Genomic DNA, 22,648 nt, shown 5'->3' with positions numbered 1-22,648 from the left:
CGTATCGCATCCGAGCTGCCGAAACGGGTGTGACAAAAGGTCATTCCGGCAGGCGTCAGCACAGGCACATTTAAGACTTTTTTGCAACTCTCACAGCGCCCGATTCAGGCGGTTTTGCCCACCCATAGGTCGTGGTACCCGTCTGCCGTGCACGGCGGCCCAGCGGCGATCGACATGCGCCGTTCGTCCAGATCCATCACGAGCGAATAGAGCGACTCGGTCCGATCTTCCTCGGCGACGTCGGGCTCGTCGTGACGGCAGATCGACTGCGGATGCCCGCCGTGGTCGCACAGCACCGAACGCAGCGACGGCTCGTCGATCGGCCCAGCACCGAGGAGGCGTCGCGCACGGGCGGAACGGAAGAACGACGAACTGCCGAAGCCCTTGAGCGTGTCGAGGGCCGACAGCGCGGTCTCGAAGTGGTTCGCGTGCGTGAGCACGCCGTCGGCCGGATGCAGGAAGCCGACGTCGCCAGGAGCGATCTCGAGATCGATCACTTCGCCCGGGGTACCGCCGGGAAAGGCCTGACCCACGAGCAGGTTGATGCTCGCGCCGCGCGGCGGGGCGCAGACGGCCTTGATCGCGGCACCGAGGTGCCGCGCCTCCAGCGCCGCGCGCAGCAGCACGTGGTACGGCACCCCGCCGTCGCGGCGGTCACGGACCGTGCCGAGCATGTTCACGCAGACGCCCAGCCCCGCGTCGTTGAGCCCGGCCTTGGCGAGCATGCCGGCCTCGGTCAGGGCCAGGACCTCGCCGCCGCGCTCGTCGCGGGTGGCGAGCAGCAGTGCGTACGGCCGCTGGTCAGGGTGCCAGTCCCAGTTCTGCGCGAGCAGGGTGTGACCGCTCGCGGTGCGCTCGCCGAGCACGCCGATCGCGGTGCACTCGTGCGGCTCGGCGCTGTAGATCAGCTCGGTGCGGCCGTTCAGCGCGTAGACCTCGTCGACCGCCACGCCCGAACCCTCGGCCACCCCGTCGAGCATCTCGGCGACCCTGGGCACATGGCGGCGCGTCGCCTCGCGAAACAGCGCACCGTAACCGCGCGCCCGCTCGGCGTCGATGCCGGCGACAGTGGCGAACCGCGCCATGTAGCTCGCCGTGTTGGCCGCGATGAGCTCGGCGGCGGCCTCACCGTAAGCGATTCCGCACTCACGCGGCGTGCCGGACACATCGATCAAGGGTAGCGGCGGCTGCATGCGAGAACGCTAACCGCTCGCCTCGCGGGTTTTCGACCGGATTAGCCCTACGCTGAGCAGCATGAAGCCCACGATTGACGACACGTGCGTCATGATCGACGGGCCGTGGTCGCATCGCTTCGTCAGCGCCAACGGCACGCGCTTCCACGTGGTGGAGGCCGGCACCGGGCCGCTGGTGCTGTTCCTGCACGGCTTTCCCGAGTTCTGGTATGCCTGGCACAACCAGCTACCGGCAGTGACCGACGCCGGCTTCCGCGCGGTCGCCGTGGACCTGCGCGGCTACGGCGCGAGCGACAAGCCACCGCGCGGTTACGACGGGTACACGATGGCCGGCGACGTCGCCGGGCTGATCCGCGCCCTCGGCGAGCGCAGCGCGATCCTGGTCGGGGCGGGCTACGGCGGCATGATCGCCTGGGCGACCGCCGCGTTCCACCCGAAGATGGTCCGGCGGCTGGTCGTGCTGGGCGCCGCGCACCCGCTGCGGCTGCGCGCCGGCCTGGCCACCGACCCGCGGGGCCAACTGGCGGCGGCCAAGCCGGTCCTGCGCTTCCAGGTGCCACGCTTCGAGCACATCCTGACCAGGCACGACGCGGCACTGGTCGGCGAGTACCTGCGCCGCTGGGGCGCCCCCGACTGGGTCACGCGCGAGGGATTCCGCGACTACGAAGCGTGCTGCCGCGAGGCGATGCAGATCCCGCAGGCGGCGTTCTCCGCGCTCGAGACCTACCGGTGGGGGGTGCGGTCGGCGCTGCGGCTGCAGGGGTACCGCTTCGTGAAGCTCCTGCAACAGCCAGTGACCGCGCCGACGCTGCAGTTGCACGGTGCACTGGATCCGGCGGTGCTGCCGCGCACGGCGCAGGGCTCCGGGCGATACGTGCTGGCCGAATACGAGTGGCGACTGGTGCCGAACGCGGCCCACTTCCCGCACCTCGAGCAGCCGGAGCTGATCAACGGCGAGATCATCCGGTGGGCCAAGGCCGGTTGAGCCTCATGGACAGGCCCGCTGGGGCCAAGAGCTGTTACACGCGGTACTCGCGCAGCTCGCTGACCTCGGCGCGCGGGGCCCAGCCCTGATACACGCCGTAGTCGAACTCCTCGAGCCCCAGCTCGGCGGCGACCGGCGCGCGGCCGCCCGTGTACTCGACCCGAAGCCAGCCATCATGCTCGCCGAGCACGATGAACGGCTGGGCGCGCCAGAAGCAGGTGGTACGCACGTACACGAGGTCGTCCACCTCGTTGCGGGGCACGACGCGGCGGTACCGGCCGGGGCGCACCTCCTCAAAGCCGTCGCTCGCATCCGGGCGGTAGAGCCGGACGTCGTCGCCGTCGGGGCTGGCCTCGTACTCGGCGCCACGCCAGCGCGCCGCGTAACCGTCGCGGATCACGACCGGCCGGCCTTCCGCCACGCCGGGCCGTCGGCGTCGAGCCGGGCGATGAGCTCCTCCCGCCCGTCCCGGCGCAGGCGCCACAGCTCGGCGTCGTGCGGTAGCCGCGCGCTGTCGACCTTGAACTCCGCGATCACGTCACCGGTCTCGCCCGGGGCGAAGCCGTTGCCGCGGAACGGTGGCCGCTCGATGACCCAGCCCTCCATCGCGCGCATCGCGTCGTGCGACGACCCGCCGTAGGGAATGCGGTACAGGTCGCCGCGGTAGGCGATCCAGCGCAGCACGTAGGCCTCGTCGGCGTCGGGCTTGAACGAGGACCCCGCGTATCCGAGCCCGAGCGCGTTGTACAACTGCTCGGGCGTCCGCAGGTGCGCGACCTCGCCGGCACGGTGCACGAACCCGGAGACCCGGTCGTAGTTGCGCTCAAGGTAGTGCGAGAGCTGCTCGGGCGAGATCGGCTTCTGCATGACCTGCTCGCGCCCGGAGCCCGGCGGCTCGTACGCGGGCCGTGGGGCGGCCCGCGGCGCCGGCTTGGACGACTCCGGGGCGGGCTGCTCGTCGGGGTCGTCGACGCCGAGCCCGAGCTCGGTCGCCCACGTCGCGAGCTGCACGACCTCGGTGCCGGGCAGCACGGCTCCGGCCGGCGACTCCGGGTTGATCGCGAACGCCAGCTGGTCACCGGGCGGCCAGTGCCGGATGAGCCGGGTGAACTTGATCCAGCTGCCCTGCGCATCGGCGCCGAGCCGCTCCGTCATGCGCTCCTGCGACGTGAAGACGACGAGGTGTGGCAGGCCGTTCATGTGTTCGGTGCGCCAGTTCGCCGGGTCGACGGGCCCATCGCCGGTCCAGAACGGGATCAGGACCTTGGCCAGCAGCAGTGTCGAGAGGAACCGGTCGGTGCTGTTGGCCTGCACCGCCTCGAACAGGTCCCGCTCCACCGTGTTCGCCGGGCGGAAGTCCGAGTCGGCCGGCTTCGGCCGCGGCCGCGGCGGCGCCACGACCTCGGCGTCGACGATGTCCTCGTGCAGCCGGACCGGCACGTCCTCAACGATCTCGGGCTCGTACACCGGCTCATGCGTCGGCTCGCGGACCGGATCGACGTGATAGGTGGTCGGCTCGGCCCGCTCCGCCTCGTATGTCCACGAGAACTCGGCCTCACCGCCGCTGGCGCCCGGCCCGGGGTCCACGCTCGCGACCGGACGGTCGGCGAAGTCCTGCACCGCGTCCTGCTGGAAGTCGGGCCGCTCGGCGGCGCCCTCCTCGAAGAACGACCGCAGCTCGGGCGACGGCTCAGCCCCCGCCTGCACCGCCTCGCGAGCCGCCTTGGGCAGGAAGAACGACCCGCTGTCCTCCTTGTCCGCCTCGCTCGCCCACGACTCACCGGCTCCGGTCTCGGTAGTGGACCCCTCACTCGCCCAAGACTCACCGGCAAACGCCTCGCCGGAGGATGCCTCACCGGCGCGCGCCTCGATCGCCCACGGCTCAGCGGCTTGCGCCTCACCGGCCCACGGCTCGGGCGACCGCGCCTCGGCGGCCCACGGCTCGGGCGACCGCGCCTCGGCGGCCCACGGCTCGGGCGCCTGCGGCTCGGTGGGACGCGCCTCGCTCGCCGGCGGTTCGGTGGGCCGTGACGCGTCCGGCCGCAGCTCGCCCAGCCTGCTCTCCGCCAGCGACTCAAGGCCCGACGCGAACGACGGCTGGGCCAGGTGGTCCGGATCAGCGTCGGAGCGCAGGTCGGCCAGCGCGGCATACGGGTCCCGGATCGGCGGGTCGCTCGGCCGCGAGTCGGCGAACGCGTTGAACGGCCGCGCCTCCGGCTCGTCATCGAAGAAGGGCCGCTGCTCGTCCCCCCACTGCGCCTCGCCCCGGTCCCCGACGAACGATCGCGGCGCGTCGGCCTCGCCCCCGAAGAACGACCGCGACGGCTCGGCCCGATCTTGGAAGAACGACGACTGTACCTCGGCCCGCCCGCTGAACAGCGACGACGACGCCTCGGTCGAGGGTACGGCGCTCTGCCCCTGCCACGACTCGGCGTCCGGGCGCGCCTCGGCTCCCGCATCCGGCCAGGACTCCCCGCCGGGCTCCTGATGCGCCTCACTCGCCGTGCCGGTCCAGGACTGCGACGCCGACTCTGGCCTCGACTCCTGACGCGGCTCGCTCGGCACGGCCGTCCAAGACTGCGACGAGGGCTCCTGGCGCGGCTCGCTCGGCACGGCCGTCCAAGAGTCCGACGCCGACTCCTCGCGCGGCCCGCTCATGGCCGTCCACGACGCTGACGCCTGCTCCTCACGCGGCTCGCTCGGCACGGCCGTCCAGGACTGCGACGAAGGCTCCTGGTGCGGCTCGAACGCGGCGGGCTGGGACGTCCCCACATCGGGCTCGTCGGCGAAGAACGGATGGTCGTCGAGGTCCGCCCGCCCGAATCCGGCGCTGCGCGCCCTGGTGGCGACTTCACCGAACGCCGCCGGACCGGGCTCGGCCGCGGCGACGGGCGCCGCGTCGGCCCCGGAGTGCTCAATGTCGAACGGCGGCGGGCCCGCCGGGCTCACGGGCGCGGACGTAGCCGGAGCCGGTGCCGTGGGACCCGACGCGGCTGGAGCGGGCGGGGCCTGCGGGATCTCGGCCGCGCGCCAGGGCTGCGGCCCGCTGTCCGCGCCGCCGAACGCCTCGCCACCGCTGGGGGTGGCCGGGCCGGGCTGCACGGGTGGCACGTCGGCGGGGCTCGCCCACGCGGACCAGGCCGACTGCGTGCTCTCACCGGGCGCGGGCCGCTCGTCGACGGCCGGCCGCGACTCACCCGGCCGGAAAGCACCGGGATCGACCAGATCGGGCCGCGACGCCAGTGTGCCGCTAGGGCGGTAGGGGTCGTCGGCATCGGGGTGATACGAAACCGGCTCACCCGACACGGGCCGCGACGGCAGCCATTCCCCGGACCGGTAGATCGCCGGCTGGCCGGAGACGGGTCGCGACTCGCCGGCACGATACGGGTCCTCGAAACCGGGCCGCTGTGGCAACGACTCGCCAGGGCGGTACGAAGCCGGCTCACCCGGCAGGGGCCGCGACGGCAACGGCCCCCCGGACTGGAACGCGGTCGGCGGCTCCGGCTCGGTGCGGCCGGGCTGCGGCTGTCGGGTCGGCAGCGGCGGCCCCGACGGCCGCGGCAGGTCCGGCGGCGGCTGCCAGGCGGCCGGAATGACCGGCTCGGCGTGTTCGGTGAAGACCTCGCCCAGGCTGCGCGCGGGCTCGCGGCGCGGCCAGTACCGGCTCGGGTCGCCCCCGGCTTCCCCGCCCGCCTCGCCCCCGACCGGCCGCGATGGCAGGCCGGACTCGCCTCCGCCGACGGGCCGCGACGGAAGACCCGGCTCACCGCCACCGACGGGGCGCCTCGGCAGCCCGGACTCGCCTCCCATCGGTCGCGCCGGAAGTCCCGCATCGCCACCGCCGACCGGACGGGCCGGCAGGCCCGGCTCGCCTCCAGTCGGTCCCGCCGGAGGTCTCGGATCGCCGCCGGCCGGGCGGGCCGGCAGGCCGGACGAGGAGGCGCCGTTCTGCGGCCGGGTGGGCAGGTCGGTGCGCGCCGACTGGCCGCGATCGAGGCCGGTGAACAGGTCGCGCTCGCCCGGTGCGTCCAGCCGGTCGGACTCGTCAAACGGCCCGCGGGAGGCGGCGCCAGGGAATGAGGCCCGGCCCCGCGCGGCGCCCGCGCCCGAGGTCGGCGCCGGGGACGTGGGCGCGCCGTTCTCGGCCGGCGGCGGAACCGCGGGCGCGCCGCCGGTGAACGACCCCGGCGGCGGCGCGAACGCGGAGTGACCCGCGGAGCGCTCGAAGTAAATGGGGCGATCCGCCCGAGTCGGGAGAAATGCCCCGGGAGGCGCCACGTCAGGCGGCGGCACCTCGCGCCTGGGCGGAGCGGAGGGAGGCGGAACAGCAGAAGGGGTGGCAAAGGGCGACGGCGGCGCGACGGGTGGGCCCGAGGCCGGTCCACCTTGTCCCGCCAGCCCGGTATGCCCAATCTGCCCGGCTTGGTCGGCCTTCATCCGCTGGCGCTCGATCGACGAGGGAGCGGGCTGGTTCGGCATGGATCGCAGCGGCACCTGCGCGACCGCCCGAGTGCGCGAACCGGCCTGCTCCATGCGGGCGCGCGCGCCCAGCGTGCGGCCCGGAAGGCGCACGTCGCCACGGCTGATCTGGGTCACGAACCACGACGGCAGGTAGCCCTCGATCGGCAGCCCGGGATTGACCGCCAGCCACCAGTCGACGTTGGGCCAGATGACGGCGAGGTCACGAAACGGCACCCGGCGGTGCGTGCCGGGGTGGCCCGCCAGGCACTCGCGCAGCGCGACCGGCGAGGTGAAGGCGAGCACGTGCGTGCGACCCTCGGTGCTCCACGTGCCCCAGCCGCTCTCGCCGGAGGCCGAGTTGTCAGGCGCGATCGGCAGCAGCACGTCCGTCCGTGCCAGGATGCGGAAGTATTGCTCCTGGTCGTTTGCGCGCAGCGCGTCACGCATGGCGACCTCGGCCTCGGTGGCCGGCTCCCACTCGCTCAACGGCCACCCCCTCTTCGGGCTCGGAAACCGCCGCGTCGCCGAAACCTAACCTATACAGCCACGGCAATTCGAGGGGTGCGACGCGGGCAAGCGCTCCGGCCAGCATAGCGATCGAAGCGGCGCCGTTCACAGCGCTGTCTCATTCGCGCCACCCGTACGGGTTCGGTTTCCGGCGGGGCACCCCATCGATGCCCGAGTGCCTAGCATGGTGCGCATGCCGCGGAGGTGCGCAATGTCCGGTTTGGCGGTTTTGCTAAGCCTTGCGGGTTGTCTTGCCGCGGATCCCGCTGGCGCCCGGGCGCCGGCCGCCTGCCCAGGCCAGGTCCGCCGGCCCGCCCCGGCGCCGTCCGGGACGCCATGGACCCAGCAGCGGTACGACCAGGGACGCCTCAACGCCCTCGCCGACGGCCACGGCATCGTCGTCGCGGTGATCGACTCGGGCGTCGACGCGCGCAACGCCCAGCTCCAGGGCGCCGTGCGGGCCGGCCCGGACCAGCTCGACGGCGGCAACTCGGTGCTCGACTGCGTCGGCCACGGCACCGGCGTGGCCGGCATCATCGCCGCCCGCCCGGTCGCCGGTTCCCCGTTTCGCGGCCTGGCCCCAGCCGCGACGATCCTGGCGCTGCGGGTCAGCGAGCTGATCGAGGGCGAGGACGGCGGCGCGATCGGCCGCCCCGGCACCCCCACTGGCCTGGCCAACGCGATCCGCGACGCCGTCGCCCGAAACGCCCAGGTGATCAACCTTTCCCTGGTCTCCTACCGCGACGACGCCGTCGTCCGCGACGCCGTCAGGTTTGCCCTGGACAACGACGTGGTCGTGGTTGCCGCCGCGGGCAACGGCGCCGAGCAGGGCAACAGGGCCCCGTATCCGGCCGCCTACGACGGCGTCATCGGCGTGGGCGCGATCGCCCCCGGCGGCCAGCGGCTGCCGACCTCGCAGACCGGCCCTTACGTCGACCTCGTCGCCCCCGGCTCGCAGGTTGTGACAACCGCGACACCCGACGGCTGGACAACCATGGACGGCACCAGCTTCGCCACCCCGTTCGTCGCGGCGACCGCTGCGCTGCTGCGCCAGTATCGCCCCGAGCTGACCGCCGCCCAGGTATCCGCCCAGCTGAGGGCCACCGCCGACGGCGGCCACGCGGGCCCCGGCTACGGCGCCGGTCTGCTCAACCCTTACCGCGCCCTGACCGAACGCCTGGGCGCCTCTGCGAAGCCGGCCGCTGCGCCCCTGGCCCAACCCGCACGGAACCCGAACGCCGCCCGCGAGTCCGAGGCCCGCCGCCGGACGGTCCTCCTGGCCCTGACCGGCCTGGGCACGGTCCTGCTCGCGTTCCTCATCGCGGTCGTCCTCCCCCGCGGCCGCCGCCGCGGCTGGCGCCCCGGTGTGCGCGAACTCCCATCAGCCACGGCCCCCGATCTCGACCCGGCCACCTCGGCCTTCGGCGGCCCATGACCCCGCCTCGGGGGTCACGGGTCCGAACGCCCGCCGCGCGGCACCGGGAAAGAGCAGGCGGCGCCAGCCCCCGCGAGAACGGAGGAGGGCGCCGCCGGAGTTGCCGATCGCGATGGCTCAGCTGCCGCCGCCCGGAAACAGGTGGGTATTGCGCAGCTCGGTCTCGCGGTAACGCTGCAGCGAGTCGTCGACGCCGGCCTTGATGTCGCGCAGCATCTGGGCCAGGTCGGCGCCGGCGCGCTCCCAGTTGGCCTGGCGCGCCGAATACGCGTCTTTGGCATCGCCCTGCCAGCCGGCCGTGAGGCGCTTCCCGAGCTGGGACACCTCGTCGAGGCGGGCGTGCAGCGTGTTGAGCGCGGACTGGATGGAGTGGCTCGCGTGCTCCAGTGCGCCGAAGTCGACTACCAGCGTGTCGTCCATGTGAGATGCCTCCAGGGTCAGCCGAGCGCGGACAGGTCGACACGACCGGCGCGGCGCATGGTGCTCGCCGCCTCGGTGTCGGTGGAGCCATAGTTCCGCCCCGCCGTGCGGAGCCCTTCCGCCGTGTCCAGGAGGCTCCGGTTGAGCACATCCTGATCATTCTTGAACGCGGCCTTGACCGCCTCGAATGATCGGCCGCCGGCGCCCTGCCAGCCCCCGCGCGTCACTTCCAATTCCCGCATCAGCGTGTTGAGCATGCTCTGCAGCTCCCCGTTGACCTGCTCGAACCGCTGGGCAGCCGAATTGAGCTCGGCTTGCTGGGCCTGTGTCGTCTGGGCCACCGGCGATCACCCCGTTTTCTCGTTAGTGGACGTTTGGCATGACCTCGCCGACCGTATCGGCATCCAGCGATGCGACACCACCCCCGATCACCCGCTGTGGATAACTTCCGGCATTTCACCTTTATGATGTGCGGCATGGCGGAGGGCCGGTCGTTCATCAAGTGGGCCGGCGGCAAGACACGCTATGCGGCGCAGCTGGTGGCGGCCGCACCCGCGTTCACCGGGCGGTACTGGGAGCCGTTCATGGGCAGCGCGGCCGTCTTCTTCGAGCTCAGGCCAGCCAAGGCGGTGCTGTCCGACGCCAACCCGGAGCTCGTCGCCTGCTTCCAGGCGGTCGCCGCCGACCCGGAGGCCGTGATGGCGCGCCTCGACGCCATACCGAACACGCCGGAGCAGTTCGAGCTGGTCAGGCGGCAGGACCCGGCCCAGCTCGGCGCGGTCGAGCGCGCGGCCAGGGTCATCTACCTCAACAAGACCGCGTTCCGGGGCCTGTGGCGGGTCAACCGTCACGGCGGGTTCAACGTGCCGTACGGGGCTTACGACAGGCCGTACTATCGCCGCGAAACGCTGCTCGAGGCCTCTCGCGCGCTCGCCGGAGTCGACGTGCGACTCTGCGACTTCGCGGTCGCCCTGCGCGAGGCGGCAGCCGGCGACTGGGTGTTCCTCGACCCGCCCTACCTGCCCGAGGGCGGGTTCGCCGACTTCAAGCGGTACACCGCGGGCCAGTTCCGCGACGCCGACCACGAGCGGCTCGCGGCCGAGATGCACGACGCATCGGACCGAGGGGTGCTGCTGACGATGACCAACAGCGACACCGAAGCCACGCGACGCATCTACACCGGTTTTCGTGCCACGCGCATGGCGACCCGGCGCGACATCAACCTGCGCGCCGCCGCCCGGGCGAGCTTCGACTTAGTCCTCACCAACTACTGAGCCGGTTGCGCGGCGACCGCCGGGTCGAGCGCCGGGCCGGCGGGCAGCAGTGCGATCACCTGGCTGGGCACGTCGACGGGCTGCTGACCCGCATACCCGAGCGCGCCCAGCGCATCGGGCGCCGGCAGGGCGTGCCGCCGGCCGAGATCGGTGACCAGCATGAACACGCCTGTTTCGGTCCGCACCAGGGCACCCGATCCGGGTGGCAGCACGATCCGGTCCGCCAGCACCGCCCCCTCCGCCGTCGCCGAGGCGGTCCTGAGCGCGTGGGACAGGTCCGGCAGGGTGGCGCCGACCGTGACGGCATCCGCGTTGCACACCTCGCGGGGCTGCGTGTCAAGCAACTCCGGCGGCGCGGCGGGCAGCGCGCCGTCTCCGCCGCGATCCGGCGCGAACGGCTTGATCTGAGTTCCGCGCACCAGCGCGGAGAACTCGGCCGGGTTCAGCGTCATCAGCCTGCCGCCACCCTGCACGCTCTGCGTCTGCGGGGCCGCGAGCAGCAGCGCGGCCTGCAACGGCGTGACCGAGGCGAGGCCGTCGGCGGTGACCAGGAACGCGTCGGTGCGGGCGCCGGACGGCACGCCGTACAACTGGCCGACCTTGCCGGCCGGGACGGTCCTGCCCCGGTCGGGCACGGCCGGCGTGACGAGGTCGGCGCCCGACGGTACGGCGTGCAGTAGCGCCTGGGCCACCGCGACCTGCGGACGCGCCGACCAGACCAGGGCGGGCAGCGCGGCGCCCGGCTCGCGGATGAGGTGCTTGTGGCCGTGCCAAACGAGGTATGTCTGCTGGCCCGGACCGCCCACCAGCAGGCCTTTTTCTCCCAGAGGTGTACCGCCGGAAGGCCCGCCGCCCACGAAGAGCACCGATCCGTCGGCGGTCGAGCAGACCGTCCACGCCCCCTTGCGCAGGCCGCTCGCGGCGGGCAGCGAGGCGGGCGCGCCCGGGATGCCGAGCGTCTCGCCGCGGGGTGCGCCGGCCAGCGCGCCACGCGACACGACGACGGTCGGCGCGCCGGCGGCATTGAGGATGAGCAGCGCCGACGCCTGGTTGAGGACGGGGTGGAGCATCTCGTCGCGGTACACGTACAGCGCTCCCGACTCCCGCTCGACGATGATCGCCCCGTCGTCGCGCCACTTGCCGGAACTTCCCGGGCGCAGAGCCGCGAACGCCGCCGCCCCGCCCACGCCCAGCGCCGCGAGCAGCACGCCGACCAGCGTCGCGCCCGCGACCCGGCGAAACGGCGGCTGAGCAGGGTCGGTGTCCCGCATCACCAGAGCCGACACCACCCGTTGGAGCATGAACTGGTACGAATGCAGCTGGTCCTGCCGCGACGCCATCGGCCCCCCAAAACTGTCGTACCGGCGCCCTACGATAAGCCCGTCACTGACATCGGCGGGGGGCGATATGTCGACACGGATGCGAATAGTCCTCGGTCAGGCGGCGATCGCGCTCGTGGTCGTGGCCTGGTCGACCGGCCCGGCCTGGGCGTTCGTCGCGCTGCCGTTCGGCCTGGCCGCCCTGATCCTGGCCGTCGCGCGCTTCCGGCACCGCCAGCTGTCCTCGTGGATCGGCGACGGCATCCGCTTCCTCGCCCGGCGCCACACGCTGCCCGCGGGCGCCGGCGGCGCGGGCCTGCTCGCCCTGGTCCGCCCCGGCGCGGCGGCCTCGTCCGTCGACGTCGACGGAGCCGACGTCGGCGTGCTCGAGGACACCGACGGCCTGGCCGCGATCGTGCGCGTCGGCGACCCGTCCGGCCTGCTGGGCACCGCCCTGCCGCCGCTGCCACCACTCAACGCCCTGCTGCCGGCGCCCGCGCGGGACGTGCCTGAGGTGCGCGTGCAACTCCTCGTCAGCGCCGTCACCGCCCCGGCACCGTCGACGACCCCGTCCGCGACCTCCTATCGGCAGCTCACCGACGGCCGGGTGCTCGCACACCAGCGGGTGCTCGTGGCGGTGCGGGTGCGCCGGGCAGGCGGATATCGGCGCGCGGATCTGCAGGAGTCTCTCGTCGTTGCCGTGCGCCGGGTGTGCCGCCTCCTCGCCAAGGCCGGCCTGCCGGCGCTGCCGCTGTCGGCGACCTCGGCGCTCGCCGCGGTGACCGAGGCCGCCCAGCACGACCCGGCCCATTCCGTGCGAGAGACGTGGACCGGCCTGCGTGTCGGCGGCCTGCACCATGCGGTGTTCCGGCTGAGCCGCTGGCCCGAGCGAGGCCCGCTGATGAGCCAGCTGCTGACCTTGCCGGCCTCGACGACGACGCTCTCGCTGGCCGCCCAGTCCCCGGACCCACCAGCGCGAAGGCAGGCGAGCGCCCCAGCGGACGGCCCGCCGGGTGCGCTCGTGGGCAGCCCGGTGGGTTCACCGGCGGTGCGGGCCGAGCTCGTCATACGCCTCGCCGCCCCTGACGCGGGGGCGCTCGCCCAGGCGACGACGGCCCTGCACCGGCTCGCCGCGAGCCTCGACGCGAAGGTCGCCCGGCTCGACGGCACCCAGCTCGACGGCCTAGCCGCCGCGCTCCCGCTGGGCGCCGGCGCGACCGGCGACGACGCCGCGCTCGCCGGTCTGGTCACCGGGCGCGACGGCCTGGCCCTCGGCGGCGGCCGCCCGGCGAGCGTCACCGCCCCGCGCCTGTCCGCCATCGAGCCGGTCGTCGGCGGCGAGGGCGTCATGCTCGGCGTCAACCGCCGCGGCGAGCCGGTGGTGATCCGCCTGTTCCGCCCGGAGCCCACCCGCGCCGCCCTCATCGGCGGCCCGCACTGCGCCCAGCTCGTGGTCCTGCGCGCCCTGGCCACAGGCGCGCGGGTCGTGGTCCAGTCGGCACGGCCGCGGGCATGGGAGTCGTTCCAGCGCGCTGTGGGCGCCGCCGAGGCACTGGCGGTCCTGCCCCCGGGTCGCCTTGCCGAGCCGCCGGCGGCCACCGCGACCAGCCCCCTGCTGTTGGTGTTCGACGTGGGCCCGCTCCCCGACCGCGCGGTCCCGATCCCGGAGGGCGCCTGGCGCACCATCCTGTTCCTGCGCGACGACCTCACGACGGCCGACATCGACCTGCTGACCCGCTGCGACCTGGTCCTGCTCCAACCGCTGACCCCGCACGAGGCCGCCCTCGCCGGCGACGCCCTCGGCCTGGGCGACTCCCAAGCCTGGCTGACGAAGATCTCCCCCGAAATGCTCGGCGTCGTCGTCAACCGCCAAACCGTCCGCTGGACCCAGCTGTCAACGACCCCGATCGAACACCAACTGACCGGCGGCCCAGCCCGTTGAAGCCGCCAGTTGCCTGCCCGGCGGCCCCGCCTCGCTGAGCGCCGGCCGGCAGCCCAGCCGTCCGGACCGTTGCCCGTCGCGCCCGCAGACGGTCGACTAGCGGTGCGTGAGTGCGCCGGGGCGCTCCGTGAAGGTCAAGGCACGCCGGTCGCGATGGGGTGAACGATCGGGGGATGGGTGGGTGGGCGATCGGTGGAAGGAGAGGTGATGGCGGGGTGTTCCGGACTGGCGCGGGCATGGCACGATCACCCGCATGGGAATCGTCATCCGGCTCGCGGTGAGTGCGTTCACGGTCTGGCTGGCCACGCTGGTGATCTCGGGGATCACCGTCGAGGGTGACACCGGGCGCAAGGTGCTCACGCTGGTCGCGGTCGCGGCGATCTTCGGGGTCGTCAACGCCGTGTTGCGGCCGATCATCAAGACGATCGGGTGCTGGGCATACCTGCTGACCCTGGGGCTCGTGTCGCTCGTCGTCAACGGGGCGCTGCTGCTGCTGACCAGCAAGATCGCCGAAGCCCTCGACCTCTCGTTCCGCGTTGACAAGTTCTGGCCGACCGCCGTGCTCGGGGCGCTGTTCATCGGCGTGGTCAGCTGGCTCCTCAACTTCCTGGTCCCGGACGGCGGGGACAGGGATCGCAAGCGGAACGACCGCCGGCAGGTGGCGCCTCCACAGCAGTACGGCAGGGACCGCTACCGCGACTACAACCGGTGACGAACGCCATCATGTGAGGGGGGCAGGCGCCTGCCCCTTACGTCGTCAAGGCCTACGGTGTGGAGCGTGGACCCGCTGCGCCGTGGTTATCTCTCCGCGCTCTGCGCCAACTTCCTCTGGGGCGTCTTCCCGCTGTACTTCCACGCCCTGCGGCTCGCCGGCGCTGTCGAGGTGCTCGCGCACCGCGTCGTGTGGTCGTTCGCCTGCATGGCGGTGCTGCTCACGGCGCTGCGGCGCTGGCGCGAGGTCGGCGCACTGCTGCGCAATTGGCGTCTGGTCGCGGGCCTCTCCGCCGCCGCGGTGTTCATCGCCGTGAACTGGGGCGTCTACATCTTCGCGGTGAACACGGATCGCGTTGTCGAGGCTTCCCTGGGGTACTTCATCAACCCCCTCTTCGTCATCCTGCTCGGCGTCCTCGTCCTGCGCGAGCGGCTCCGGCCCGCGCAGTGGGTCGCACTCGGCGTCGGGACGGGCGCGGTGCTGATCTTGAGCTTCGACTACGGCCAGCTGCCGTGGATCGCGCTGACCCTGGCGGCCACGTTCGGCTGCTACGGGCTGGTCAAGAAGCGGCTCGGGCTGCCGGCGGCCGAGGGGCTGTTCCTGGAGTCGGGCGTGCTCACGCTGCCGGCGCTCGGGTATCTGGCGTGGCTGACCGCACACCATCAGTCGACGTTCGGCACGGTGTCGACAGCGCACTCGCTCATGCTCGCGGGCAGCGGCCTGCTCACCGCGACACCGCTGCTGCTGTTCGCCGTGGCCGCCAACCGCGTGCCGCTGTCCGGGCTCGGCATCCTGCAGTACCTGACGCCGACGCTCCAGTTGCTCCTCGGGGTCGTGGTGTTCAGCGAGCCGCTCCCGCCCGTACGGCTGGTGGGGTTCGCGATCGTGTGGTGCGCGCTGGCGATCTTCACGTGGGACGCGTTCCGGGCTGCGCGCCGAAGCCGGGTGGAGCGCGGCGCCGAGGACGTCGAGGTGACCGAGCCATCGCCGCAGCGGGACACCGCCACGGCCGCGGGGCCGGCCTGAAGGAGACATGTCGCCGATGCGGCTTGACCTGAGCGTATGCCGGCGCGCCTACTCGGCGAGCACGGTCGCCAGGTGGTGTGCGGTGGCGAGCAGGCGGGTGCGCACGACCTTGGCCGAGGACATCAGCTCGGCGGGCGGCAGCGCGCAGGCCAGCACGACCCGGCGGTCCGGATCGCGGTCGTTGATGACCATGACGGCGGCGCAGGCCAGGCCCGGACGGTACTGGCCGATCTCGATCTGCATGCCGCGCCGGTCACCGGCGGCCAGGTCGGCGTCGAGCGCCTCCGGCGACGTGAGGGTGGCCGAGGTGTAGGCGCGCATGCCGTACTCCTTGAGGAACCGCCACCGCTGATCGGGGCTCATCGTGGCGAGCAGCGCCTTGCCCAGCGCGGTGGCGTGCGCGGCCTCGTCGTAGCCGGGCACCAGGTCGTCGAGGGGCGGCGTGCGTGGACCCTCGGCCGTCGCGGTCACCGCGACCCGCCCGGCGATGAATCGGCCCAGATAGTGGGTGTACCCGGTCTCGGCCGCGGCTCGGCGCAGCCGGTCGATGACGGCGCTCGGCCCCCGGAAGGCCAGCACGAGCTCGCGGTAGCGATCGGCGATCTCCAGCCCGACCACGTAGGTGCCGTTCTCCCGGCGGATCACGTAACCCTCGTAGGCCAGCGTCCGGACCAGGTGATAGGTGGTGGCCACGGTGAAGTCACAACGTCTCGCGATCTGCTTCACCGTCAGGCCGCGCGGCGACTGACCGACCGCTTCGAGCACACGTAAGGCCCTCGAAACACTCCGGATGAGATCCGAGGGTTCGGCTTGTGGATCCCGCACCGCCGCCCCTCCCCCAGCCGCAGCAGCAACCGAGTCACACCATATGAAATCGGAGAGGGTCGAGGGAACAATCTGATCATTTATGACGCGAGGTGGGGGGATTACGGCCGTCCACACATAGCGATGAATACACCATACTGGACATCGTGATCGCGATCGACCCGTTGCGACACGCCGATGGATGTGAGTAGTGGTCACCGACTGATCGCAACAGCTGAGTAAGTAATTTACCAATCATTAAGTACTTGGATCAGAAGTACGCACACACCACTCCGGCCCGTCATCGCGTCGTAGCGACTTGTTGTCGGCCCGGGTACCGCACCAGATGGCATTGAGCAACGCGTGCTCCGGCAGCAAAAATCAGGACGTGCCGTACGAAGGCATGAAAAATCCGACCGGCGCCGGGTGAAATCAACATTGACCGGCGTCGGTCGGAGGGCTATTGCGTCAGTTGGTCCGATCGGCGATGAAGTCGCACAGCGAGTCGAGCGCGGCGCGGGCCGGCACGTCCGGCAGCACGGACAGCGCGGCGCGGGCCTTGTCGGCGTAGCCACGGACGGTCTCGCGGGCCTGCTTGAGGGCCGCCGACTCGCGCAGCAGACCCAGCGCCTCGGCGTGCAGGGCGTCGTCGGTGACCGGGCCGGCCGAGAGGATCTCGCGCAGCCGCACGGCGGCCGCGTCGTCGTCGGAGGAGCCCAGCGCGTAGAGGACGGGCAGCGTGGCCACGCCCTCGCGCAGGTCCGTGCCGGGCGTCTTGCCCGACTGGTCTCCGTCGCTGGCGATGTCGATGAGGTCGTCGGAGAGCTGGAAGGCGATGCCGAACGTCTCGGCGAAGTTCGCCAGGGCGTCGACCTGCTCCGGGGTGCAGCCGCCGAACATCGCGCCGAACCGGGCGCTGGTGGAGATCAGGGAGCCGGTCTTCTGCTCCAGAACGCGCAGGTAGTGGCGGATCGCGTCCTCGCCGTCGAGCGGGCCGGCGGTCTCGGCGATCTGGCCGTGCACGAGCCGCGAGAAGGTGTCCGCCTGGATCTTCACGGCTTCCACGCCCAGCTCGGCGGCCAGGTCGGCGGCGCGCGAGAAGAGGTAGTCGCCGACCAGGATGGCCAGCACGTTGCCCCAGCGGGAGTTCGCGCTGGGCGCGCCGCGGCGCACGGGGGCCTCGTCCATGACGTCGTCGTGGTAGAGGGTCGCCAGATGGGTCAGCTCGACCACGGCGCCGGCGATGACGACGTCACGGGACGTGGGGTCGCCGAACTGCGCCGCAAGGCCGACGAGCAGGGGGCGCACCCGCTTGCCGCCCGCATCGACAAGGTGCCGGGCCGCCTCGGTGACCAACGGGTTTGCGCTGTGCACGGAGTCGATCAGCACCACCTCGACATCCCGGAGGATCGTCGCGACGCTGCTCTCCAGCTCCGGATCGGCCAAGGTCAGGCCGACGGAGGCACTCGACTGCACGGTTCCCGTACTCACCACAGCTCCAACGATGCCATACGCACTTCGTCTTCCGGATACAGGGACGTCCCCGCGTGGGAGCCCACGGGGGACGTCACTGTCGGTATAACACAAACAGCTATCTAGAGGAACTTCCCGGCGTTCTGCGTCACCTCGAGTAGCGCACCCGGCGCCACGCCCAGGACCAGCGTCGCGACCGTGCCGATGACCAGCGCGGCCGCGGTCATCGCGCCCGGAATGGACACGGCCGGCGTGCTCTCGCCCGGCTCCGACAGCCACATCATGACGACGACGCGCAGGTAAGGGAAGGCGAGGATGGCGGAGCTCACCACGCCTGCGATCACCAGCCAGGTCTGGTTGCCGTCGACCGCCGCCGCGAACACGCCCACCTTGGCGGTGAACCCGCTGGTCAGCGGCAGGCCGGCGAAGGCCAGCAGGATGAAGGTGAACAGCGAGGCGTACAGCGGCGAGCGGCGGCCGAGCCCGGCCCAGCGCGACAGGTGGGTGGCCTCCCCGTCTGCGTCGCGCACCAGCGTGACCACGGCGAACGCGGCGAGCACGGTGAAGCCGTACGCCACCAGGTAGAACAGCGAGCTGGACAGGCCCTTGTCGTTGAGCGAGATCACGCCGATGAGCAGGTAGCCGGCGTTCGCGATCGACGAGTAGGCGAGCAGACGCTTGATGTCGGTCTGGGTGACCGCCAGGATCGCACCGATGATCATCGTCGCCACCGCGATCGCGCCCAGCACCGGCTGGATCGTCAGGTCGGTGTGGCGGAAGCCGACGTACACCAGGCGCAGCAGCCCGCCGAACGCGGCGACCTTGGTGCAGGCCGCCATGAGCGCGGTGATCGGCGTCGGGGCGCCCTGGTAGACGTCGGGCGTCCACACGTGGAACGGCACCGCAGCCGCCTTGAACAGCAGGCCGATCGCCAGCATCGCCAGGCCGACGTACAGCAGGATGTCGTTCTGGGCGTTGGCCTGGATCGCCGTGTCGATCGACTTGAAGTCGACCTGGCCGGCGTAGCCGTAGACCAGCGCGATGCCGAACAGGAAGAACGCCGAGGCGAAGGAGCCGAGCAGGAAGTACTTCATCGCGGCCTCCTGCGACAGCAGCCGCCGGCGGCGAGCCAGCGCGCAGAGCAGGTACAGCGGCAGCGAGAAGACCTCGAGCGCGACGAACATGGTCAGCAGGTCGTTCGCGGTGGTGAACAGCAGCATGCCGCCCAGGGCGAACATCGTCAGCGGGAAGACCTCGGTCGCGCCGCCGAATCGGGCCGCCTGCTCGCGGTCGCGATCCGTGTTGGCGGTGACCGCGGCCTGCGCGACGAACGCACCACCCGGCTCCAGCGTGCGCTCGCCGATCAGCAGCAGCGAGACGATGCCCAGCACGATGATCGCAGCCGACAGGAACAGGCCCGGCTTGTCGACCGCGACCGCGGCCGCGGCGGTGATCACCGGCTTGTCGCTCTGCCGGATGACCATGACCAGCGCGGCGACCAGGCCGGCCAGGGCCAGCGTGAGCTGGACGCTGTGCCGCACCCGCCGGGGCACGAAGCCCTCGACGAGGATCCCGACGCAGGCCACGCCGAAGAGGATCAGCATCGGCGCGAGTGCCGCGTAATTCAGGTGCGGCAGTTGGAGAGTTTCGTTCACTTGCCGGCCTCCACGGTACCCACGGTGGCTTTCGGGTCGGTCCTGCCGACGTCCTGCATGGTCGCCTTCACCGCCGGGTTGATCACGTCGATCACCGGCTTGGGGTAGAAGCCCAGCAGCAGGATCAGGGCGATCAGCGGGGTGACCACGACGGCCTCGCGCAGCGAGAGGTCGCGGCCCATGGCCTTGATCTCGGCCAGCTTCGGGTTCGGGGTGCCCTGGGTGGTGCGCTGGATCATCCAGAGCACGTACCCGGCCGCCAGGATGATGCCGGCGGTGGCGATGATCGCGACCGGCTTGTTCACCGTGAACGTGCCGATCAGCACCAGGAACTCGGAGACGAAGGGCGAGGTGCCGGGCAGCGCCAGCGAGGCGAGACCGGCGATGAAGAAGACGCCGGCGAGCACCGGCATGAGCTTGCCCGCGCCGCCGAAGTCGGTCACCAGCGCGCTGCCCCGGCGGGCCACCAGCATGCCGACGACCAGGAACAGCAGGCCGGTCGCCAGGCCGTGGTTGACCATGTAGAGGACCGCGCCCGTGCCGGCCTGCGTGGTGAAGGCGAAGATGCCGACGCCGATGAAGCCGAAGTGCGCGATCGACGTGTACGACACCAGGCGCTTGAGGTCCTTCTGCCCGATCGCGACCAGGGCACCGTAGATGATGCCGACGAGCGCGAGCGTGAGCCCGAGCCACGCGAAGTCCTTCGACGCGTTCGGGAAGAGCGGGAGGCAGTACCGCAGGATCCCGAACGTTCCGACCTTGTCCAGGACGCCGACGAGCAGCGCGGCGGAACCGGCCGGCGCGGCGCCACCGGCGTCCGGCAGCCAGGTGTGGAACGGGAAGAACGGCGCCTTGATCGCGAACGCGATGAAGAACCCGAGGAACAGCCACCGCTCGGTGTTGGTCGAGAAGTCGGCGTGCAGCAGGGTCTGCCAGTCGAACGTCTCCCCGCCCAGCACCCACAGCCCGACCAGCGCGGCCAGCATGAACAGGCCGCCGAGCAGCGAGTACAGGAAGAACTTCACCGCGGCGTACTGCTTGTGCTGCCCGCCGTAGGAGCCGATGAGGAAGTACATCGGCACGAGCATGACCTCGAAGAACACGTAGAACAGGAACACGTCCTGCGCGGCGAAGACGCCGATCATCGTGCACTCGAGGGCCAGCAGCAGCGAGAAGTACGCCGGGACCGACCGCTTGCTGTGCTCCGCGTCGTGCCAGGAGGCCAGGATGACCAGCGGCACGAGCAGGGCGATCAGCGCGATCATGACGAGGGCTATGCCGTCGACGGCGAAGGTGAACTTCGCGCCCCACTGCGGGATCCAGGTCCAGGAGTCGCGCAGCTGGAAGCGGTCGCCTTCGGGCTTGAACTGCGCCCACAGGCCGACGCCGAGCGCCAGGACCACGACCGACCAGGCCAGCGCGACGCGCTTGGCGAGTTCGGGCTTGTCCTTGGGCAGCAACGCGACCCCCGCCGCGCCGACGAGCGGCGCGGCCGTGAGAACGGTCAGGTAGGGGAAGCTGCTCATCCGAACCTCACCACAAGCGTGGCGGCAACCACGAGCACCGCACCTCCGAGGATGGACAGGGCGTAGGAGCGCACGAACCCGGTCTGGGCCCGGCGCAATCGGCCCGACCCGCCGCCGACGCCCGCGGCCAGGCCGTTGACCAGCCCGTCGATGCCGCGGTTGTCGAGGTAGACCAGGGCGCGGGTCAGGTAGCGACCCGGCGCCTCGAACACGATCTCGTTGAACGAGTCGGTGTAGAGGTTCTTGCGTGCGGCGGTCACCAGCGGACCGGCCGGCTCCTCCTGCAGGGCGGTGCCCTTGTTGAACAGCGCGATCGCGAGGCCGGCGCCGGCGAAGGTCACCACGATCGACAGCGTGGTGATCAGCCAGTGCGCCATGACCGGCTCATGCGCGACGCGCTCGGCGCCATAGACCGGGGTCAGCCAGTCGGGCACCGACGTCGACAGCAGCCATCCGGCGAACACCGAGCCGACCGCCAGCAGGATCAGCGGAATCGTCATCACGGCCGGCGACTCGTGCGGGTGCTTGATGTCCTCGGTCCAGCGCTTCGGACCGTGGAACGTCAGCCAGAACAGCCGCGTCATGTAGAACGCGGTCAGGCCCGCGCCGAGCAGTGCCGCCCCGCCGAAGAGCCAGGCCGTCCAGCCCTCACGCTCGAAGGCAGCCACGATGATCGGCTCCTTCGAGAAGAAGCCGGACAGGCCGGGGAAGCCGATGATCGCGAGCCAGCCGAGGCCGAACGTGATCCAGGTGATCTTCATGTACTTCCAGAGCCCGCCGAAGCGGCGGATGTCGGTCTGGTCGTGCATGCCGTGCATGACCGAGCCGGCGCCGAGGAACATGCCGGCCTTGAAGAAGCCGTGCGCGAGCAGGTGGATCAGCGCGAGCGCGTAGGCCGCGCCGCCGAGCCCGACACCCAGGAACATGTAGCCGATCTGGCTGACCGTCGACCAGGCCAGCACCCGCTTGATGTCGTCCTTGGCGCAGCCGATGATGCAGCCGATCAGCAGCGTCAGCGCGCCGACGGCGACGACCACGGTCTGCGCGTCGGGCGAGGCGTCGAAGATCGGGTGCGAGCGGGCGACGAGGTAGACACCCGCGGTCACCATCGTCGCGGCGTGGATCAGGGCCGAGACCGGGGTCGGGCCCTCCATCGCGTCGGGGAGCCAGGCCTGCAGTGGGAACTGGCCGGACTTGCCGGCCGCGCCCAGCAGCAGCAGGAGCGCGATGGCGAGGACCACACCGCTGCTCACGGCGCCGATGTTGTTGGCGACGCCCGCGTAGTCGACTTTGCCGATGTAAGCGAACATCAGGAAGATCGCGATCGCGAAGCCCGCGTCACCGACGCGGTTCATCAGGAACGCCTTCTTGCCTGCGGTCGCCGCGCTGGGGCGCAGGTTCCAGAAGGAGATCAGCAGGTAGGAGGCGAGGCCGACGCCCTCCCAGCCGAAGTACAGCATCACGTAGTTGTTGCCGAGGACCAGCAACAGCATCGCCGCGATGAACAGGTTGAAGTACCCGAAGAACTTCCGCCGGCCCGGGTCGTGCTCCATGTAGCCCACCGCGTAGAGGTGGATCAGGGCACCGACGCCGGTGATGAGCAGCACGAACATTGCCGACAGCGGGTCAAAGAGCAGGCCCAGGTCGACGTGGAAGCTGCCGACGCTGATGAAGTCCCACAGCTTGAGTTCGACGCCGCTGCGGTTCTCCAGCCCGCGCAGCGAGAAGAAGTACGTCAGCCCGAGGACGAACGACACGGCGACGCTGAGCACGCCGAGCCAGTGACCCCAGCGGTCGGCCCGCTTGCCGAGCAGCAGCAGCACTGCCGCGCTGGCCAGCGGGATCGTCGGGAGCAGCCAGAATGAGCCCAGCCACCCGGTCGCCGCCGAGTAGGCGATTGGTTCCACCACCCGCTC

Annotated in this window: 16 protein-coding genes and 1 pseudogene; 6 read left to right on the top strand and 11 right to left on the bottom strand. The window is 71.6% G+C overall.

Annotated features, from left to right (window positions below; translation table 11 throughout):
- Window positions 1-104 precede the first annotated feature (104 nt).
- The gene (locus AB0367_RS19225) at window positions 105-1,193 is read right to left on the bottom strand and encodes a C45 family peptidase (RefSeq protein ID WP_366227677.1); all 1,089 of its coding nucleotides are present in this window, start codon (window positions 1,191-1,193) and stop codon (window positions 105-107) included.
- 61 nt (window positions 1,194-1,254) lie between these two features.
- On the opposite strand from AB0367_RS19225, the gene AB0367_RS19220 reads away from it, so the two are divergent.
- Window positions 1,255-2,178: an alpha/beta hydrolase gene (locus AB0367_RS19220; RefSeq protein WP_366227676.1), complete on the top strand. Its 924-nt coding sequence runs from the start codon at window positions 1,255-1,257 to the stop codon at window positions 2,176-2,178.
- Between the two features lie 34 nt (window positions 2,179-2,212).
- On the opposite strand, the gene AB0367_RS19215 is transcribed toward AB0367_RS19220, so the two are convergent.
- On the bottom strand, window positions 2,213-2,578 hold the full coding sequence (locus AB0367_RS19215) for a hypothetical protein (RefSeq protein ID WP_366227675.1): 366 nt from the start codon (window positions 2,576-2,578) through the stop codon (window positions 2,213-2,215).
- Window positions 2,575-7,125, bottom strand: a complete 4,551-nt coding sequence (locus AB0367_RS19210; RefSeq protein ID WP_366227674.1) for an SseB family protein — start codon at window positions 7,123-7,125, stop codon at window positions 2,575-2,577. The genes AB0367_RS19215 and AB0367_RS19210 overlap by 4 nt, the downstream gene beginning before the upstream one ends.
- 205 nt (window positions 7,126-7,330) lie before the next feature.
- Here AB0367_RS19210 and mycP point away from each other — a divergent pair, with 205 nt between their 5' ends.
- Window positions 7,331-8,581, top strand: a complete 1,251-nt coding sequence (mycP, locus tag AB0367_RS19205) for a type VII secretion-associated serine protease mycosin (protein ID WP_366227759.1) — start codon at window positions 7,331-7,333, stop codon at window positions 8,579-8,581.
- A gap of 117 nt (window positions 8,582-8,698) precedes the next feature.
- Here mycP and AB0367_RS19200 read toward each other — a convergent pair whose 3' ends face one another.
- Window positions 8,699-9,001: a WXG100 family type VII secretion target gene (locus AB0367_RS19200; protein WP_366227673.1), complete on the bottom strand. Its 303-nt coding sequence runs from the start codon at window positions 8,999-9,001 to the stop codon at window positions 8,699-8,701.
- A 17-nt stretch (window positions 9,002-9,018) separates the two neighbouring features.
- Window positions 9,019-9,342 (bottom strand): WXG100 family type VII secretion target, encoded by a 324-nt coding sequence (locus tag AB0367_RS19195; RefSeq protein ID WP_366227672.1) that lies wholly within the window; start codon window positions 9,340-9,342, stop codon window positions 9,019-9,021.
- Window positions 9,343-9,477: 135 nt separating this feature from the next.
- Between AB0367_RS19195 and AB0367_RS19190 the strand changes: the two genes are divergently transcribed.
- On the top strand, window positions 9,478-10,275 hold the full coding sequence (locus tag AB0367_RS19190) for a Dam family site-specific DNA-(adenine-N6)-methyltransferase (protein ID WP_366227671.1): 798 nt from the start codon (window positions 9,478-9,480) through the stop codon (window positions 10,273-10,275).
- Here the strand turns inward: AB0367_RS19190 and eccB are convergent.
- A complete protein-coding gene (gene eccB / locus AB0367_RS19185) occupies window positions 10,269-11,615 on the bottom strand; it encodes a type VII secretion protein EccB (protein WP_366227670.1) in 1,347 nt (448 codons plus the stop codon). The two genes, AB0367_RS19190 and eccB, sit on opposite strands and share 7 nt — an antisense overlap.
- Before the next feature lie 79 nt (window positions 11,616-11,694).
- On the opposite strand from eccB, the gene eccE reads away from it, so the two are divergent.
- From eccE to rarD, 3 genes and pseudogenes are all read left to right on the top strand, one after another.
- On the top strand, window positions 11,695-13,536 hold the full coding sequence (gene eccE / locus AB0367_RS19180) for a type VII secretion protein EccE (RefSeq protein WP_366227669.1): 1,842 nt from the start codon (window positions 11,695-11,697) through the stop codon (window positions 13,534-13,536).
- 253 nt (window positions 13,537-13,789) lie between these two features.
- Window positions 13,790-14,137, top strand: a pseudogene (locus AB0367_RS19175) (phage holin family protein); the annotation flags it as partial.
- Between the two features lie 177 nt (window positions 14,138-14,314).
- Entirely contained in the window at window positions 14,315-15,274 is a 960-nt protein-coding gene (gene rarD / locus AB0367_RS19170) for an EamA family transporter RarD (RefSeq protein WP_366227668.1), read from the top strand.
- A gap of 48 nt (window positions 15,275-15,322) precedes the next feature.
- On the opposite strand, the gene AB0367_RS19165 is transcribed toward rarD, so the two are convergent.
- The 5 genes from AB0367_RS19165 to nuoL all read right to left on the bottom strand — a co-directional run bounded on the left by AB0367_RS19165 (window position 15,323) and on the right by nuoL (window position 22,642).
- On the bottom strand, window positions 15,323-16,099 hold the full coding sequence (locus tag AB0367_RS19165; RefSeq protein WP_366227667.1) for an IclR family transcriptional regulator C-terminal domain-containing protein: 777 nt from the start codon (window positions 16,097-16,099) through the stop codon (window positions 15,323-15,325).
- Window positions 16,100-16,546: 447 nt separating this feature from the next.
- Window positions 16,547-17,509 (bottom strand): polyprenyl synthetase family protein, encoded by a 963-nt coding sequence (locus AB0367_RS19160; RefSeq protein ID WP_366227758.1) that lies wholly within the window; start codon window positions 17,507-17,509, stop codon window positions 16,547-16,549.
- Between the two features lie 164 nt (window positions 17,510-17,673).
- Window positions 17,674-19,206 (bottom strand): NADH-quinone oxidoreductase subunit NuoN, encoded by a 1,533-nt coding sequence (gene nuoN, locus AB0367_RS19155; RefSeq protein ID WP_366227666.1) that lies wholly within the window; start codon window positions 19,204-19,206, stop codon window positions 17,674-17,676.
- Window positions 19,203-20,732, bottom strand: a complete 1,530-nt coding sequence (locus tag AB0367_RS19150; RefSeq protein WP_366227665.1) for an NADH-quinone oxidoreductase subunit M — start codon at window positions 20,730-20,732, stop codon at window positions 19,203-19,205. The genes nuoN and AB0367_RS19150 overlap by 4 nt, the downstream gene beginning before the upstream one ends.
- Complete coding sequence (nuoL, locus tag AB0367_RS19145) at window positions 20,729-22,642, bottom strand: NADH-quinone oxidoreductase subunit L (protein ID WP_366227664.1); 1,914 nt, start codon at window positions 22,640-22,642, stop codon at window positions 20,729-20,731. Before nuoL ends, AB0367_RS19150 begins: the two co-directional genes overlap by 4 nt.
- Window positions 22,643-22,648 lie beyond the last annotated feature (6 nt).

The organism is Dactylosporangium sp. NPDC051484, from assembly GCF_040689395.1.
Classification (GTDB): domain Bacteria; phylum Actinomycetota; class Actinomycetes; order Mycobacteriales; family Micromonosporaceae; genus Dactylosporangium.
This window is presented reverse-complemented; position numbering and strand designations above follow the sequence as displayed.

What these genes read in the sequence shown, in the direction of transcription:
- AB0367_RS19225 (WP_366227677.1), bottom strand. Translation starts at nt 1,193, where the DNA reads ATGCAGCCGCCGCTACCCTTGATCGATGTGTCCGGCACGCCGCGTGAG.
- AB0367_RS19220 (WP_366227676.1), top strand. Translation starts at nt 1,255, where the DNA reads ATGAAGCCCACGATTGACGACACGTGCGTCATGATCGACGGGCCGTGG.
- mycP (WP_366227759.1), top strand. Translation starts at nt 7,331, where the DNA reads ATGGTGCGCATGCCGCGGAGGTGCGCAATGTCCGGTTTGGCGGTTTTG.
- AB0367_RS19200 (WP_366227673.1), bottom strand. Translation starts at nt 9,001, where the DNA reads ATGGACGACACGCTGGTAGTCGACTTCGGCGCACTGGAGCACGCGAGC.
- AB0367_RS19190 (WP_366227671.1), top strand. Translation starts at nt 9,478, where the DNA reads ATGGCGGAGGGCCGGTCGTTCATCAAGTGGGCCGGCGGCAAGACACGC.
- eccB (WP_366227670.1), bottom strand. Translation starts at nt 11,615, where the DNA reads ATGGCGTCGCGGCAGGACCAGCTGCATTCGTACCAGTTCATGCTCCAA.
- eccE (WP_366227669.1), top strand. Translation starts at nt 11,695, where the DNA reads ATGCGAATAGTCCTCGGTCAGGCGGCGATCGCGCTCGTGGTCGTGGCC.
- AB0367_RS19150 (WP_366227665.1), bottom strand. Translation starts at nt 20,732, where the DNA reads ATGAGCAGCTTCCCCTACCTGACCGTTCTCACGGCCGCGCCGCTCGTC.